Below are 14,510 nucleotides of genomic sequence, written 5' to 3' on the forward strand. Positions count from 1 at the left end.
TTGCGTGCGTCAGCGAACTGAAACAGTTGCGCCAGACGCCTATAACGTCTAGCTATCGACAGGCTTTTTTAGGAGAGTGACGATGAAGCAATCCGGAAACCATGATGCCTACCGCATGGCGCCAGTGCTGGCGCTGCTGCTAGGCGCGCTGGCCGGCTGTGCCAGCCAGAAAACCCCGGCCACGGCCGATGTGGCCGTGTCGCGTGCAGCGGTGGATGCCGCGGCCAATGCCGGTGCAGCGGAAGTGGCGCCAGCCGAAATGCAGTCGGCCCGCGACAAGCTGATGCGGGCCAACCAGGCGCTGACGGCGCGCGATTATCAGGCTGCGGCAGACTGGGCCAATCAGGCCGAAGCTGATGCGCGGCTGGCCCAGAGCAAGGCCAATTCGGCCAAGGCGGCGCAGGCGGCGGAAGAAGTCCAGCGCAGCATACAGGCGTTGCGCGACGAGCTGTCGCGCAGCTCGGCACCGGTCACACGCTAGGGAGAACTATCATGTACATCAAGAAAAAACCTGAGACGGCCGCCGCAGCGCAGGCCGTACGGCCTGTGCAACGCTGGCCGCAGCTGCTGCCGAATCTGCTGTTGATCGTGTTGCTGGCACTGTGGCTGGCTGCCTGCGCGACCACCCCCATGAGCACCATGCTGCTGGACGAAACCCGCAATGACTATCAGGCAGCGCAGAACGATGCGGCCGTGGCCACGTATGCGGCGACGGAGCTGCGCGAGGCCGGCACGGCGCTGGAGAAAGCCAACGCGGCAGCCGGGCGGCGCGACAGCAGCGAGCAGGTGGACAAACTGGCCTATGTGGCGCGACAGAAGATCGCGACGGCACAGGAAGTGGCGCGCCAGAAGCAGGCCGAGGCCAGCGTGGCCCAGGCCGGACGCCAGCGCGACGAGCTGCGTCTGCAGCAGCGCACGGCCGAAGCAGATCAGGCGCGCAACGAAGCTCAGCGCGCCAAAGCGCAGGCCGACGCGGCCGCCAGCAGCGCGCGCGAAATCGAAGCGCGCAATGCCGCACTCCAGCAGCAGCTGGCCGACCTGCAGGCCAGGCAGACCGAACGCGGCATCATCATCACGCTGAGCGATGTGCTGTTCCAGGTCGATAAGGCGGAACTCAGTGCGGACGGCATGCGCACGGCGCAGAAGCTGGCCGATGTGCTGATGCAGGCGCCGCAGAGCGTGGTGCTGATCGAAGGCTTTACGGATAGCACGGGCACGGCAGACCACAATCTGCAGCTGTCGCAGCGGCGCGCCGAAGCCGTGCGCAATGCCCTGATCGGTCTTGGTGTGGCGCAGGAAAAAATCGCCACGCGCGGTTATGGCGAGGCCTATCCCGTAGCCAGCAATGCCGATGCGGCCAGCCGCCAGCTGAACCGCCGTGTCGAAATCGTACTGTCGCAGAACGGCGCCCCCATCGCCAGCCGGCGCTAAGCAAGGAGATCATCATGAGCGAACATACCATGCCCCATGCGGGCGGCATCGACGTTGCAGCCATCCGGGCAGCAGCACGCAATCTCAAGGACGGCCCCGTCACGGCCGGCTATCAGGGTGACCGCGTGGCCGTGCTGGCCATGCTCAACGATGCGCTGGCCACGGAGCTGGTCTGCATCCTGCGCTACAAGCGCCACTACTACACGGTGACAGGGCGCGAGCATGCCTCCATCAAGGCCGAGTTTCTGGAACATGCGCTGCAGGAGCAGGAACACGCGGACTGGCTGGCCGAACGCATCGTCCAGCTGAATGGCGAACCTGATTTCAATCCAGCAACATTGCTCGCCCGTAGCCATGCCGAGTATGATGTCTGTGTAGATGTGCAATCGATGGTGCGCGCCAATCTGGTGGCCGAGCGGGTAGCGATAGAGTCTTACCGGCAGATGGTGGAACAGATAGGCGATAGCGATCCCACCACACGGCATTTGTTGATCCGTATCATGGCCGTGGAAGAGGAACATGCCGACGATATGCGCGATCTGCTTGAATAAATGCTGTACAGTGAAGACTGCTGTACCGTTAAACCCCACCAGAACAGGAGCTTAATCATGCTGGAACAAAACTTCAGTACCGTGAACAACGATGTGAAAACCCTGGTGAAAGATGCCCAGGCATTGTTTACGGCCGCCACGGCGCTGACGGGCGAAAAAGCCGAAGAACTGCGCGGCCGCGGCATGCGCGCCCTCGACACGGCACTGGCCAAGGCACAGGAAGCCCAGCAGAGCGCCATTGCCGCCAGCAAGGAAGTGGCGAAGCAGGCGGATGAATACGTCAAGGAAAACCCATGGCGTTCCATCGCTGCAGCAGCCGGCATCGGCCTGCTGATCGGCGTGATCATCGGCCGCAAGTAAGCCATCGTGACGGAAACTCCGCAACGCCCGCCCGGCCTGATTGCTTCGCTGGGCAATATCGCCCGCAATAGCATAGGGCTGGTGCTGACGCGGCTGGAACTGGCCGCACTGGAACTGTCCGAGGTGCGCAACCATCTGCTGCAGCTGGTGCTGGTATTTGCCCTGGCGGTAGTAGCGGGCTGTTTCGCGCTGGCCTATGCCACCGTGACCATCGTCTATCTGGCGTGGAATGCCATGGGCTGGCTGATCCTGCCGCTGATGACGGCCGTGTTCGTGGCGCTGGCGGTGGGCATGATCGTGTATGCACGGCGTTTGATCCGTAGTGGCAAGCTGTCGATGCCAGCCACCATGGCGGAACTTAAAGCCGACCGTGACATGTTGCTGTGAGGGGAGGGACGATGAGTAAAGAAGCCCAACGTGCCGCCCTCGAAGCAGAAAAACAGCGGCTGATACGCGAAGGTGAGCTATACCGGATCAAGGTAGTGCATGCCAAAGCGCTGGTCGGCAATGCGCTGCAGCCTGATGCGCTGGTGCAGGGCGTGGTCGAACACGCGGTCGGGCTGGCCCAGTCGCGGCTGGGCGGCTTGCTGCAGCCCGGCGGCCTGCAGGGGGTGGACGTGAAATGGCTGATGCCGTATGCCATTACCGTCGGCTCCTATCTGATGCGCAAGCGCCTGTTCAAACCCATGCTGGCCCTGGTGGCTGCGGCGGGTCTGGGCGCGGCGTGGCTGCGACGCCGACGTGATAGCGCCGGTCCGGAACAGGAATGATGTAATGAACGCCGCTCTGCGGCGTTTTTTCGTTGGAGGGAATGGATGAGCAAGCAGGAACGTAATCTGAATCCGGCACGCCTGCGCGTGGTGCTGGTGCTGCAGGGCGGCGGTGCGCTGGGGGCTTATCAGGCCGGCGTGTTTCAGGCCATGCACGAGCACGGACTTGCGCCGGAATGGATAGTCGGCACCTCCATCGGTGCCATCAACGCCGCCATACTGGCTGGCAATCCCCACGAGACCCGGCTCGAGCGCCTGCGCGAATTCTGGCAGAGCATCGCCCATCGCGACAGCTACGATATGCGCCGCGTGCCCGACCTGCAGCGCCGCTCTAACGTGCTGCTGCAAACCTGGGATACGCTGATCCGTGGCGTGCCCGGCTTTTTCAGTCCGCGCTGGCCCAGCATGTTTCCGCTGGGCGCGGCCGTGGCGCCCGAACAGGCCAGTTTTTACGATACCAGCGCGCTCGAAACGACGCTGAACCGCTTGATAGACTGGGATTATCTGAATCAGCCGGGCGGCATGCGCCTGACCGTGAATGCGCTCAAAGTCACCTGCGGCACGCTGCGCAGCTTCGATAACCGCCAGCTCGCCATCAGCGCCGACCATATCCGCGCCAGCGGTGCCTTGCCGCCCGGTTTCCCGCCCGTGCGCATCGATGGCGAGCTGTACTGGGATGGCGGCCTGTATTCGAATACGCCGCTGGAGACGGTGCTCGACGACGACGAACACGTCGATACCCTGTGCTTCATGGTGGACCTGTGGAGCGCCGATGGTCAGGAGCCGACCACGCTCGATGAAGTGCAGACGCGCCAGAAGGATGTGACGTTTGCTTCGCGTTCGCAGCGCCACCTCGACGATTACGTCAAGCGTCATCGCATGCAGCAGAAAATCCGCGACCTGTATCTGGCTTTGCCCGGGCATGCGCAAAGCGAGCAGGGTGCGCGCGATCTGGCCGAACTGGGCTGCGGTTCCACCCTGCATGTGGTGCGCCTGCCGTATGCGGGACGCGACTGGAATATGGCGGCCAAGGATATCAATTTCTCGCGTGGCTCTATCGAGTGGCGCTGGGAGCAGGGCTATCAGGATGCGTTGCGCGGCATCCAGGCGGCTGGCTGGCTGAGTCTGGTCAGCGAGGATACGCCGCTGGTGGTGCACGAACTGCCGCCGCTGCAGAACGCGCCGCACAGCCAAGTTGCCTGAGCCAGCAGCGCGCCGCACGGCACGTGGCAGCACCGCCGGACCACTGGCGCAGCGCTGCCGCGGTACCAGAGTTTAGTAGCGGTAGACCCGGCCATCGATCAGACGCACGCGGTTGCCCACGCGCAGATCGTCGAGCATATCCTGGTTGATGATGCGGTAGTCGCCATTATCCATGCGCACGCTGATCTGGTATTGCTGGCGCGTCTGGGCCTTGCGCTGGCTCTCGATATTATTGCCGACCACAGCACCGCCGACGGCGCCCGCCACGGTGGCCGCTGTACGGCCGCTGCCCGAACCTACCTGATTGCCCAGCAGGGCACCGACCACACCGCCGGCCACGGCACCGGCGCCGCTATTGCTGTTATTTACCGCCACCACCTTGATGGCATCGACGGTGCCATAGCTGGCCGCGTCCGACTGATTGGCGTAATAGCCCTGCTGCACGGCAGGCTGGTTGCTGGCACAGCCGCCCAGCAGGGCAGCGCTGGCCAGCAGGAGACTGAGGGTAGTGGTTTTGGTGCGCATGGTATTCCTCCTTAAACAATGTCCACAGGGTAAGCCGCAGCTCAGGGATGGTCTGTGCGCTGCTGCACTCAGAGGGGGAAACGGTGTTTTTGTACGCTAGCGTACGGAGTACTGTCGGGATAGCGCGTACAACGTCAGACATCGGTGGTCATGTCGATCACCCGATAGCACAGCAAAATTCAACTGATAACAGCAAGGAGAATGCCATGAAACTGACCCGACATATTGCGACTGCTCTATTCACTGCCTCGCTGCTGGCTGCCGCAGGCTGCGCGCCGACGGCGACGCGCGAAGGCACGGGCGAATACGTTGATGACTCCGTTATCACCACCAAGGTGAAAGCCGGTATCTTCAATGAACCCAGCCTGAAGTCGACTGAAATCAACGTCGAGACCTTCAAGGGCACGGTGCAGCTGAGCGGCTTCGTGGCCCAGCCTGACGATATGGCCAAAGCCGCTGAGATTGCCCGCAATGTCAAAGGGGTGAAAGCCGTGAAGAATGATATCCACGTGAAGTAAGCGTGATGGCAGACCTCGCCCTGTTGCGTGATGGCTTGTCTCGGGCTGAATCTTGGCTAAGATAGGAACATGGGCGCAAGCCGGCATCGTGCTGGCCGCGCGCCGCAACAGGGGGATGCCATGGAACCCGAACACGAAAGACGCCAGCAATGGCAGGACGGAGTGAAAGCCGAAGGCTGGCAATCGCTCGAACATATCGTGCGGCAGGCTCTCACTGTGCAGCGTGATCTCGGCACGGCGAATGCCGTGGAATTTCTGCGCAAGATAGGCGTGAGCCCGGCCGTGATCGCCCGCGTGCTGGCGCCCGAAGCCCAGCTGCGTGAAGCGGATCAGCTGGCGCTGGCCAACAGCGTGGCGGTGGCCGAGCTGCCCGTGGCCTCGGCCGCGTATTACTGGCGCTGCCGCCAGCAATAGGCGCTCAGGCGGGGCGCATGCTGCCGCGCTGTAAAGCGTACTGGCGGGTGAATTCTGCCCCGAGGAAAAAGATCTGCGCCGAGTAATACACCCACAGCAGCAGCGCCACCATGGCGCTGGCAGCGCCATAGCTATCGGCCAGTGCACTGTGGCCGATGTAGACCCCGATGACATGCTTGCCTAGCGTGAACAGCGCTGCCGTGCCCAGTGCACCGGTCAGCACATCGCGCCAGGCCAGCCGCGCTTGCGGCAGCAGTTTGAAGATGGCGGCAAACAGGGCGCTGATGACCAGATAGGCGAACAGGCTGTTCAGCATGCCCAGCAGGGCGGCAAGGTAGCGGTTGTCGGCCGCACCCAGCTGGTCGAGCACGCTGAGGGCCGCACTCACGGCCAGTGACACCAGCAGCAGAAAAGCCAGTACCAGTATCATGCCCAGCGATAGTAGGCGGGTGTGTAGCAGTGCTAGCAGCGCGCTGTCGCGTACGGGCGGGATGTGCCAGATCTCGTCCAGACTGGCTTTGAGCTCGGCAAATACGGTGGTGGCGCCCACTAGCAGGATGACGGCGGCCAGCGCCGTGGTCCAGCGTCCGGCGGCGGGATTGCGGGCGCCGGCCAGCAGCAGTTCGATGGCTTGTGCGCCGTCGCGCCCCAGCAGGCTGCGCAGTTCGCCGAACAGCTGGCCGCGTGCGGCTGCTTCGCCATACAGGCTGCCGGCGATGGCCAGCACCAGCAGCAGCACGGGCGCCAGCGAAAACAGCGTATAGAAGGCCAGTGCTGCGCCCTTGCTGGCAGCCCGGTGCGCCAGCCAGTCGTTGAAGGTGGCGTTCAGCAGCCTGGTCAGCGAAGCTGGCGCACCCTGCATGGCTGCCCGCGCTTACTGCACGCGCCGCTCGATGGTGATCTGCTCGACTTCCACGCGGCGGTTGGGCGCGAGGCAGGCGATCAGGGCGCTGCGCTGTTTCTGCTGGCACTGGGCCACGGGATCTGCTGCACCCTTGCCCACGGCGTTGAGGCGCTGGGCTGCCACACCTTTGCCGACCAGATAGTCCTTCACAGCCTGAGCGCGCCGTTCGGAGAGCTTCTGGTTGTAGCGCGGATTGCCCAGCCGGTCCGTGTAGCCGGTAATCACCACTTGCTCCACGGCCGGATTGGCCGCCAGCAGATTGGCGATCTCGTCCAGTTTGGGCTGCATGTCCTGCAGCTTCGCGCTATCGAAGGCGAATAGCTCGGTGGCCGACATGGTGACTTTCTCGAAGCGGGCCGGTGGTGGTGGCGGCGGCACAGGCGTAGGCGGCGGTGGCGGTTCGGCCGCCACTGGCGGCGGTGGCGGCGGCGGTGCTACCGGCGCGGGTTTGGGGGGCGCATCGAAGGCGATGTTCAGGCCCACGGTAGCGTAGTAGTTGTTGCTCTTGCTGCTGGGGAAGGTGTCGCCGCGCAGGAAGCCATGCACATTGCGCAGATCGGCCTGCAGGCTGACGCGCTCGTTCAGGTCGGCCTGAAAGCCGATACCGGCACTCAGATAGGGCGAGGTCTTGCTGCGTTCGGCCATCAGCGGCAGATTGCTCTTGTCCCGCTCCGCGCCCGCGCCTATCAGCAGGAAGGGGCGGAAGCTCTGGCGCGAAAACAGATAGAGCCCGTCCACGCCCAGGGTGTTCTGCTGGTAGCGCCGGCCGCCGTCGCGCGAGCGCGCATAGCTGGTGCCCAGTTGCACGTCCCAGGCTTCGCTGACGGGTTTGCCGATGCGCAAGCCGAGGCCGTAGCCGCGGTGGTCCGTGCCGAAATCGCTATCGGGTTTGAGGCCATTCAGGCTGGGTTGCAGATACCACGAGGGATTGATGACCGCATCCTGCGCCTGCACCAGGCAGGGCAGGCAGAGGGCGGCGGTGGCAAGAGGAAGTGTTCGGGTGATGAAGTTCACAGTGTCGCTCCGTTTCTGATTGTTTGAGTGGATCGGCAGCAATGGCCGGACATCGCTGTTGGAGTGGAGATTAGGCCGATAGTTAGGCCTCATCCGTACGCTGACGCACGGAAGCTTGAGCTATCTCAATCGGACAACAATCGATGCAACTTCTGCCATTGCTATGGGTCACACACATAAACCCAGCTTCTGTGAGCAATGTTCGCTGCCGCACAGACTGAAACACTGCCTGCCGTCATTCTTGGCGCCAGAGTAGCGCGTACGCTGCGAATAAATCCGGCAATCGAGATAAGGAGTGTATCCATGTATGCAGAGCGACCAACCCAGACGGGGCCAGAGAACATGCCTGTACCTGCCGCCACCAGCAAGCCATCCGGACTGATAGAGCGTCCGGCGCCGCCACTTGATCGCAAGCCGGGCCTGTGCATGGCTTCCATCGAACGTGTACGGTCCACTTCGGCCACCATGCGCCGCATCGAGAATATGCAGAAGCTGATCGGCGAGCTGCAGCTGCATGAAATGCTGGCCGACGAAATTGCATGGTTCCTCAAATTTTCCCCTTCCGGTGCCCGCAAATACATCCGCGACCTGCGCGAAGCGGGCGTGATCGAACTGGCCCGCTATGTGGAAGGCACGGCCACCTATCTGGGCAAGGCGGTGTACCAGCTGACGCCCGATCCGGAGCGGGTGCGGGCGTTTCTGGCTGCCATTGTGCAGCCCAAACGCGAAGGCGCGCCCGCACGCAAGGAACGCCCCGGTCTGCGCGAGCAGGCCATGGCCGGCGCCGGCCGCCACTTCCACATACTGGCCGACGATACCCACTATGCCATCCGGGTCAACCGCAGCCCCGTGACGCGCGATCCCTTGGTGGCGGCCCTGTTCGGCTCTGCGCCGGCCCAGCAGAAAGAGCACAGTCTGTAAGGCTGCCGCCAGTGCGCTATGATGAACAGCCGGCCCTGCCGGCTGTTTGCATATTGAAAAGCCGTTGCAACGCCCCATGTAGGCTGGACTCGAACACTGAGGGATGCGCAAGCGATGGATGCATTGCTCTGGATAGCCTTGACGGCGCTGCTGATAGCGCTGCCGCTGTATTACCCGCGCTGGCGTTTGCGCCGCGTGCTGGCGCAGCCATTGCCTGCTGCGGCCCAGACCACGCTTGAGCGCTATCTGCCCGTCTACCGGCGCATGCCGGCCGAGCTGCAGCAGCAGTTGCAGCGCCTGGTCCGGCAGTTTTTACACGAGAAAAAATTTATCGGCTGCGAAGGGCTGGAAGTGACGGATGAAATGGCCGTGCTGATTGCCGCGCAAGCCTGCCTGCTGCTGCTGAACCGTCCCAGCAAAGTGTATCCGGCGCTGCACACCATCCTGCTGTATCCGGCCGAATTCGTCGCACCGCGGGCCCATGTGGGGCCGGGCGGGGTGGTCACGCCGGGCCACCAGAGCATGCTCGGTGAATCGTGGGATGACGGGCGGGTAGTGCTGGCCTGGGATGCGGTGCTGCGCGGCATGGCAGACTGGAGCGACGGCCACAATGTGGTGCTGCACGAATTTGCTCACCAGCTCGATAGCGAATCGGGCCGGGCCAATGGCGCGCCCTATCTGGGCAATCCGGCCAGCTACCGCGAATGGTCGGAAGTGCTCACGCGTGACTACAACAACCTGCGCCTGCATGCGCTGTACCGGCAGGATACGGTGATGGACCCTTACGGTGCCACCAGCCCCGCCGAATTTTTTGCCGTGGCGACGGAAACCTTTTTCGAGAAGCCGTATCAGATGGCAGAACACCATGTTGAACTGTATGCCGAACTGAGCAAGTATTACCGCGTCGATCCGCGTCAGTGGACCAGCGCGCCGCCACCTGTCATGCCAGCCAGTTACGGGGCGCCGGCCTACTGGTAAAGCCTTGGTCAGGCTGGCAATCATGCCGTTTCGGCACTGTTGTGATGGATTGTTGCTTATGCGAGACGCTGCCTGCACACCGCGCTTTTTTCGGTATGATAGGCGCATCAGGTTTTCAACCGGCAGCCGTTGCGACCGCGCGTTCTGATAGGAGATGCGTCAATGACTCAGGCATGGCTAGAGCTTACTCGCCCCGATGGCCGCGATGTGCGGGCACCGTCTGAAGCCCAGATGGCGGCGGCGCTGGCAGACGTCTACAGCGGCAAGGTGGCCAGTCCCGATGGTGGCCCCGGTAGTGCCGTGCTGCGCTTCGGCTATGACGACGGGCTGATGTATGAAGTGGAAGTCTCTGGCGGTGGCAATGTGCGTTTTGCCGAATGGTCGGACCGGGATTGCGAAATTGCGCTGGCCACACCGCGCACCATGCAGGCACTGAAACAGGCCGATGCCCTGCAACTGTGGCGCTTGCTGGCACAACGGCAAGTGGCCAAAATCCGCAGCCAGCCCTGGCTCAATAACGATTAGACGGCACTCGCTCATTCTAACCAGCGGCATGCCACGCGGCCTTACGCGGGCTGGGGACGGCCGTGCAGTTCGGCACGGGTCTGGCAATCGATGCACAGCCGCGCGTCGGGCCGCGCATTCAGGCGCGAGTAGCCGATATGGTCGCCGCAGCTTTCACACAGGCCGTAGCTGGCTTCCGCGAATTTGGTCAGCGCATGGCGCACGCTCTGCAACTGCTGCAGCGTGTGCGCGGCTGCTTCCATCTGCTGGGCTTCGAAACTGCGCTGGCTGGCGTTGTCCGAGGGCGAGGCTTGCGTCTCATGGGGCAGGGGACGGCGCAGCGCAGCCGTATGCAGCGTTTCGTCGGCGAGCTGGGCCAGCAAGCCGGCGTAATCCTGCCGCAGGCGCTCCTGCAAAGTCTCCCATTGCTGTGTTTCCAGTCCGTTCATGATGCTGCTCCCTAGGCCTCTGCGATTAGACCGGAGCGCCGGCGATTTGTTCAGTGTCAGGGCGCCCCGTGGTCCAGCGCATCGAGCTGGTGCTTGATATTTTCCAGTGGCTTGAGCACATGTTCGGGTTTGCCGCTGGCAATGGCGGCACCGAGCGCTAGCAGTTCGGCGCTGAAGTCGAACACGTCCTTGATGTGCTGGATGTGCTCCAGCGTGGCGCGGGCACGCGCTGTCACGGCCAGCACCTGCTGCTGGGCCGGATCGAGGCCGCTGGCGGCCAGCCGGGCGGCATCCAGATACAGGCCGTTGGCACACATGCGCAAAGCCACTTCACGCCCGAACAGCGCCTGTATTTCTGCCTGCGGTGCGGCGGGCGGGCGCATGGCCAGCAGGATGCGGCGGTGCAGGGCGGCGGCGCAGTCGCTGAGCTGACTGGCGACGGCTTCGATATTGCTTGCTGGGCTCATGGCTACTCCCGGGAAGTTGGTGCGGCCGGCAGTTGCGCCAGCAGGGCTTGATGGCTTGCGATGATGCTGTCCAGATGCTGGCGCGCCAGCGTGCTGCGCAGGCCGAATAAACGGTATTCATTGCGCTTTTCCTGCTGCAGCACCCCGGCCAGTGCACGCAGCAGGCGCTGGCGCTGCGGGTCGGCATACGGCAGTTCCGTTTCCAGCATGCCCAGCACAATGGCTTGTTCGTTCTCGCTGCTGCGCTGATAGAGCCGCAGCAGCGTCTGCATGGCGTCCAGCAGCTGCTGGACAGCCGGCGCGCCCGAGCGCAGCAAGTCCTGCAGGGCCGCCTGCTGGGCCGGCGCCGTCACGGCCCGCGCCAGCAGGCGGCTCAGGCCGGCAAACGCCGATACATGGCGGTCGTCCAGCCCCTGCTCGGGCCAGGCGCGCAGGCCGCTACCCATGGCTTTGACCTGATCTTCCAGATCGTACTGCTTGTCGCCGGCCAGCCGGCCCAGTGCCTGCATATAGGCTTGCACGCCGCCCTGCAGCTTGACGAAGTCGTCGCAGGCCTGCTGGCGCTGGCGGTCCTGCTGGCGCTCAAAAGCATCGGCCTCGGGCGTGAGAAAGGGCTGTTCGCGCTGGTAGGTGTGGCGGTAGCGTTCGGTCAGCTCGTGGTAGCTCTGCAGATTGGGTGCCAGCGCGGCGAATTCGCGCACGGCCGCCGTCTGCGGCGTGCTGCTGGCGCAGCCGGACAGTAGCAGGGTGGCAGCGAGCAGGCAGCCGAGCATGCCGCCCCGTAGCGCGGTGAAGGTGTAAGCAGGCATGGGCTCTCCGGTGTAGAAAAGGCCCAGTTTGGTATGCGTCTAGCGTGCGGTATTGAGCTAGCTCAAATGTGTGGCGGAATTTTGCCGGCGTTTAGCCCCGTCGTGCTGACTTCTTCGCCGCTAGCTGGCCAGTGTCTGGCGCCAGCCCAGCCCGGCCAGTGTTTCGCCGGCCGGCAGGTATTCGCAACCGAGCCAGCCGTCGTAAGCGAGTTCGTCGATCAGGCGGAACAGGAAGCGGTAATTGATCTCGCCGGTGCCCGGTTCGTGCCGGCCCGGCGTGTCGGCAATCTGCATGTGGCGGATCAGGGGCAGGCGGGCGCGGATGGTATTGGCCAGCTCGCCTTCCATGCGCTGCATGTGATAGATGTCGTACTGCAGGAACAGATTGGGGCAGCCCGCTTCGGCGATGATGTCGGCCGCCTGCTGGCTGGTATTGAGCAGATAGCCGGGCATGTCGTAGTGGTTGATCGGCTCGATCAGCAGATTGATGCCATGGGGCGCCAGCTGATCTGCGGCATAGCGCAGATTGTCGATATAGCTGGCGCGGGCCCGTTCGGGGGCCAGTCCGGCCGGCAGTTTGCCGGCCATGCAGTGCAGCTGTTTGACGTCGAGTTCCAGCGCATATTCGATGGCCGTGTCGACCCCGCTGCGGAATTCGTCCAGCCGGCGCGGATCGCAGGCCATGCCGCGGTCGCCCGCATTCCAGTCGCCGCATGGCAGGTTGAACAGCACCAGCTGTAACTGATGGCGGCGCAGGCGCTCGGCCAGCTGGTCCGCGTCGTAGGCATAGGGGAACAGGAATTCCACGCCATCGAAGCCGGCGTCGCGCGCCAGCGCAAAGCGCTCGAGGAAGGGCACCTCGTTGAACAGCATGGTCAGGTTGGCGGCGAACTTGGGCATAGTGATTCCGGCAGTCAGGCAGAACCGCTATCCTAGCTGAAAATCTGCCGGCCCAGATAGTTGCATGGCACTAGATGCCTGGCGCTGGCCTGTGAGGGAAGGCGGCCGTGGCCGCCAGTTGCAGCAGGGCGGGGCTGGCGCAGCGCATAGTGCTACGTAGCCCCGCCACGGGGGATTAGCGGCCGCGGCCGCCAGAGCGGTGCTGGGCGGCGCTGCGCGGAGCATTGCCGTTGCCACTGCTGCGTGGACCTGCCGCATTGCCGCGCGGGCCGTTGCCGCCATTGCTGCGCGCCGGATTACCGCCGCCATTGCCGCCACCGTTGCCGCGTGGAGCATTGCCGTTGCCGCCAGCATTGCGGCCAGCGTGATTGCCGCCACCGCCATTGCCACCACCGGCGCCAGCACTGCGCTGACCACCACCACTGCGTGGCTTGTTGCCGTGACGGCTAGGGCCGTTGCGGTGGCCGGGGCCGCCGCTGCGCAGCTGGATAGGCTGGGCGCGGGCATTCAGGTCCGGTTCGAAACCGGCGATCACTTCGCGTGGCAGGGTCTGCTTGATGAGCTTCTCGATATCTTTCAGCATCTCGTGCTCGTCCACGCAGACCAGCGACACGGCTTCACCCGTGGCGCCGGCGCGGCCGGTACGGCCGATGCGGTGCACATAGTCTTCCGGTACATTCGGCAGATCGTAGTTGACCACGTGGGGTAGCTGGTCGATATCGATGCCGCGCGCGGCGATATCGGTCGCCACCAGCACCTGCAGCGTGCCATCCTTGAACTCGGACAGGGCGCGGGTACGGGCCGACTGGCTCTTGTTGCCGTGGATGGCCATGGCGCCTATGCCGTCGGCGCCGAGCTGGTCTACCAGCTTGTTGGCGCCGTGCTTGGTGCGGGTGAACACCAGCACCTGGGTCCAGTTATGTGCCTTGATCAGGTAGGACAGCATGGGGTGTTTCTTGTCGCGGTCGACCGGATGGATTTTCTGCGCGATGACTTCTACCGTGGAGTTGCGGCGTGCCACTTCGATGGTAGCCGGCTTGTCCAGCAGGCCATCGGCCAGCGCCTTGATCTCGTCCGAGAAGGTGGCCGAGAACAGCAGGTTCTGGCGCTTCGCTGGCAGAGCAGCCAGCACTTTGCGGATGTCGCGGATGAAGCCCATGTCCAGCATGCGGTCGGCTTCGTCGAGGATCAGGATTTCGATCTGGTCCAGTTTGACAGTGCCCTGTTCCATGTGGTCGAGCAGGCGGCCCGGCGTGGCCACCAGAATATCGACGCCATGCTTGAGCTGTTTGATCTGCGGGTTGATGCCCACGCCGCCGAAAATCACGGTGGAATTGAGCTTGGTGTATTTGCCATACACGCGTACGCTTTCTTCCACCTGGGCCGCCAGTTCGCGGGTCGGGGTCAGAATCAGGGCGCGGATAGGACGTGGCGAGCTGTTATTGCTCAGTGCCAGGCCGCGCGCGTCGGTGGACAGGCGGTGCAGCACGGGCAGGGTAAAGCCGGCCGTCTTGCCGGTACCGGTCTGTGCGCCTGCCAGCAGGTCGCCGCCATTCAGGACGGCCGGGATGGCCTGCTGCTGGATGGGCGTGGGCGAGGTGTAGCCCGCTTCGGTAACAGCGCGGACGATGGCATCGGACAAACCGAGGGATGTAAAGGACATGGTAACTCTAAGTGAGGATAGGCCTGTCGCCAGTTGCTGGCGCCAGTCGCAGGCAATCTAGGTGGATGATACTGCGGCAGAGGACTGGTCAAGGGAGCCGCAGCGCAGAGTATAGCAGCTTCATCTATA

General features: G+C 63.6%; 20 protein-coding genes. 12 read left to right on the plus strand and 8 right to left on the minus strand.

Features of this window, described 5'->3' with window-relative positions:
• The first annotated feature begins 82 nt into the window (after positions 1–82).
• The 7 genes from GTP23_RS05410 to GTP23_RS05440 are packed head-to-tail and all read left to right on the plus strand — an operon-like array spanning position 83 to position 4,315.
• On the plus strand, positions 83–481 hold the full coding sequence (locus GTP23_RS05410; RefSeq protein WP_161034176.1) for a DUF4398 domain-containing protein: 399 nt from the start codon (positions 83–85) through the stop codon (positions 479–481).
• Between the two features lie 11 nt (positions 482–492).
• Positions 493–1,431, plus strand: coding sequence for an OmpA family protein (locus GTP23_RS05415; RefSeq protein WP_161034177.1), 939 nt, complete (start codon positions 493–495; stop codon positions 1,429–1,431).
• Between the two features lie 14 nt (positions 1,432–1,445).
• On the plus strand, positions 1,446–1,982 hold the full coding sequence (locus tag GTP23_RS05420) for a ferritin-like domain-containing protein (protein WP_161034178.1): 537 nt from the start codon (positions 1,446–1,448) through the stop codon (positions 1,980–1,982).
• 57 nt (positions 1,983–2,039) lie between these two features.
• Entirely contained in the window at positions 2,040–2,342 is a 303-nt protein-coding gene (locus GTP23_RS05425) for an ElaB/YgaM/YqjD family protein (protein ID WP_155433514.1), read from the plus strand.
• A gap of 6 nt (positions 2,343–2,348) precedes the next feature.
• On the plus strand, positions 2,349–2,729 hold the full coding sequence (locus GTP23_RS05430) for a phage holin family protein (RefSeq protein ID WP_161034179.1): 381 nt from the start codon (positions 2,349–2,351) through the stop codon (positions 2,727–2,729).
• 11 nt (positions 2,730–2,740) lie between these two features.
• Positions 2,741–3,112, plus strand: coding sequence for a hypothetical protein (locus GTP23_RS05435; RefSeq protein WP_161034180.1), 372 nt, complete (start codon positions 2,741–2,743; stop codon positions 3,110–3,112).
• Positions 3,113–3,157: 45 nt separating this feature from the next.
• Complete coding sequence (locus tag GTP23_RS05440) at positions 3,158–4,315, plus strand: patatin-like phospholipase family protein (protein ID WP_161034181.1); 1,158 nt, start codon at positions 3,158–3,160, stop codon at positions 4,313–4,315.
• A 72-nt stretch (positions 4,316–4,387) separates the two neighbouring features.
• On the opposite strand, the gene GTP23_RS05445 is transcribed toward GTP23_RS05440, so the two are convergent.
• Positions 4,388–4,840 (minus strand): glycine zipper 2TM domain-containing protein, encoded by a 453-nt coding sequence (locus tag GTP23_RS05445; protein WP_161034182.1) that lies wholly within the window; start codon positions 4,838–4,840, stop codon positions 4,388–4,390.
• Positions 4,841–5,046: 206 nt separating this feature from the next.
• On the opposite strand from GTP23_RS05445, the gene GTP23_RS05450 reads away from it, so the two are divergent.
• Together GTP23_RS05450 and GTP23_RS05455 are read left to right on the plus strand one after the other, a co-directional pair.
• Positions 5,047–5,358, plus strand: a complete 312-nt coding sequence (locus GTP23_RS05450; protein WP_161034183.1) for a BON domain-containing protein — start codon at positions 5,047–5,049, stop codon at positions 5,356–5,358.
• A 120-nt stretch (positions 5,359–5,478) separates the two neighbouring features.
• Complete coding sequence (locus GTP23_RS05455) at positions 5,479–5,772, plus strand: hypothetical protein (protein ID WP_161034184.1); 294 nt, start codon at positions 5,479–5,481, stop codon at positions 5,770–5,772.
• Positions 5,773–5,776: 4 nt separating this feature from the next.
• Here the strand turns inward: GTP23_RS05455 and GTP23_RS05460 are convergent, their stop codons facing one another.
• Together GTP23_RS05460 and GTP23_RS05465 are read right to left on the minus strand one after the other, a co-directional pair.
• A complete protein-coding gene (locus tag GTP23_RS05460; protein WP_161034185.1) occupies positions 5,777–6,634 on the minus strand; it encodes a YihY/virulence factor BrkB family protein in 858 nt (285 codons plus the stop codon).
• Between the two features lie 12 nt (positions 6,635–6,646).
• Positions 6,647–7,690, minus strand: coding sequence for an OmpA family protein (locus GTP23_RS05465; RefSeq protein ID WP_503826610.1), 1,044 nt, complete (start codon positions 7,688–7,690; stop codon positions 6,647–6,649).
• Positions 7,691–8,032: 342 nt separating this feature from the next.
• On the opposite strand from GTP23_RS05465, the gene GTP23_RS05470 reads away from it, so the two are divergent.
• The 3 genes from GTP23_RS05470 to GTP23_RS05480 all read left to right on the plus strand — a co-directional run bounded on the left by GTP23_RS05470 (position 8,033) and on the right by GTP23_RS05480 (position 10,114).
• Positions 8,033–8,611 carry a winged helix-turn-helix domain-containing protein gene (locus GTP23_RS05470; RefSeq protein WP_202411925.1) on the plus strand — a complete coding sequence of 193 codons (579 nt, stop codon included), beginning with the start codon at positions 8,033–8,035 and terminating at the stop codon, positions 8,609–8,611.
• Positions 8,612–8,725: 114 nt separating this feature from the next.
• A complete protein-coding gene (locus tag GTP23_RS05475; protein WP_161034187.1) occupies positions 8,726–9,589 on the plus strand; it encodes a M90 family metallopeptidase in 864 nt (287 codons plus the stop codon).
• 162 nt (positions 9,590–9,751) lie between these two features.
• Positions 9,752–10,114 carry a hypothetical protein gene (locus GTP23_RS05480; protein WP_161034188.1) on the plus strand — a complete coding sequence of 121 codons (363 nt, stop codon included), beginning with the start codon at positions 9,752–9,754 and terminating at the stop codon, positions 10,112–10,114.
• 41 nt (positions 10,115–10,155) lie between these two features.
• Here GTP23_RS05480 and GTP23_RS05485 read toward each other — a convergent pair whose 3' ends face one another.
• From GTP23_RS05485 to GTP23_RS05505, 5 genes are all read right to left on the minus strand, one after another.
• A complete protein-coding gene (locus tag GTP23_RS05485; RefSeq protein ID WP_161034189.1) occupies positions 10,156–10,542 on the minus strand; it encodes a TraR/DksA family transcriptional regulator in 387 nt (128 codons plus the stop codon).
• A gap of 56 nt (positions 10,543–10,598) precedes the next feature.
• A complete protein-coding gene (locus tag GTP23_RS05490) occupies positions 10,599–11,009 on the minus strand; it encodes a hypothetical protein (RefSeq protein ID WP_161034190.1) in 411 nt (136 codons plus the stop codon).
• A gap of 2 nt (positions 11,010–11,011) precedes the next feature.
• Positions 11,012–11,818, minus strand: coding sequence for a hypothetical protein (locus GTP23_RS05495; RefSeq protein WP_229255920.1), 807 nt, complete (start codon positions 11,816–11,818; stop codon positions 11,012–11,014).
• Between the two features lie 120 nt (positions 11,819–11,938).
• Positions 11,939–12,718: a 2-oxo-tetronate isomerase gene (otnI, locus tag GTP23_RS05500; protein ID WP_161034191.1), complete on the minus strand. Its 780-nt coding sequence runs from the start codon at positions 12,716–12,718 to the stop codon at positions 11,939–11,941.
• Positions 12,719–12,893: 175 nt separating this feature from the next.
• A complete protein-coding gene (locus GTP23_RS05505; protein WP_161034192.1) occupies positions 12,894–14,381 on the minus strand; it encodes a DEAD/DEAH box helicase in 1,488 nt (495 codons plus the stop codon).
• Positions 14,382–14,510: the final 129 nt, after the last annotated feature.

Origin of the sequence: Duganella fentianensis (assembly GCF_009857835.1) — a bacterium.
In the GTDB taxonomy this organism is placed as follows: Bacteria; Pseudomonadota; Gammaproteobacteria; order Burkholderiales; family Burkholderiaceae_D; genus Rugamonas; species Rugamonas fentianensis.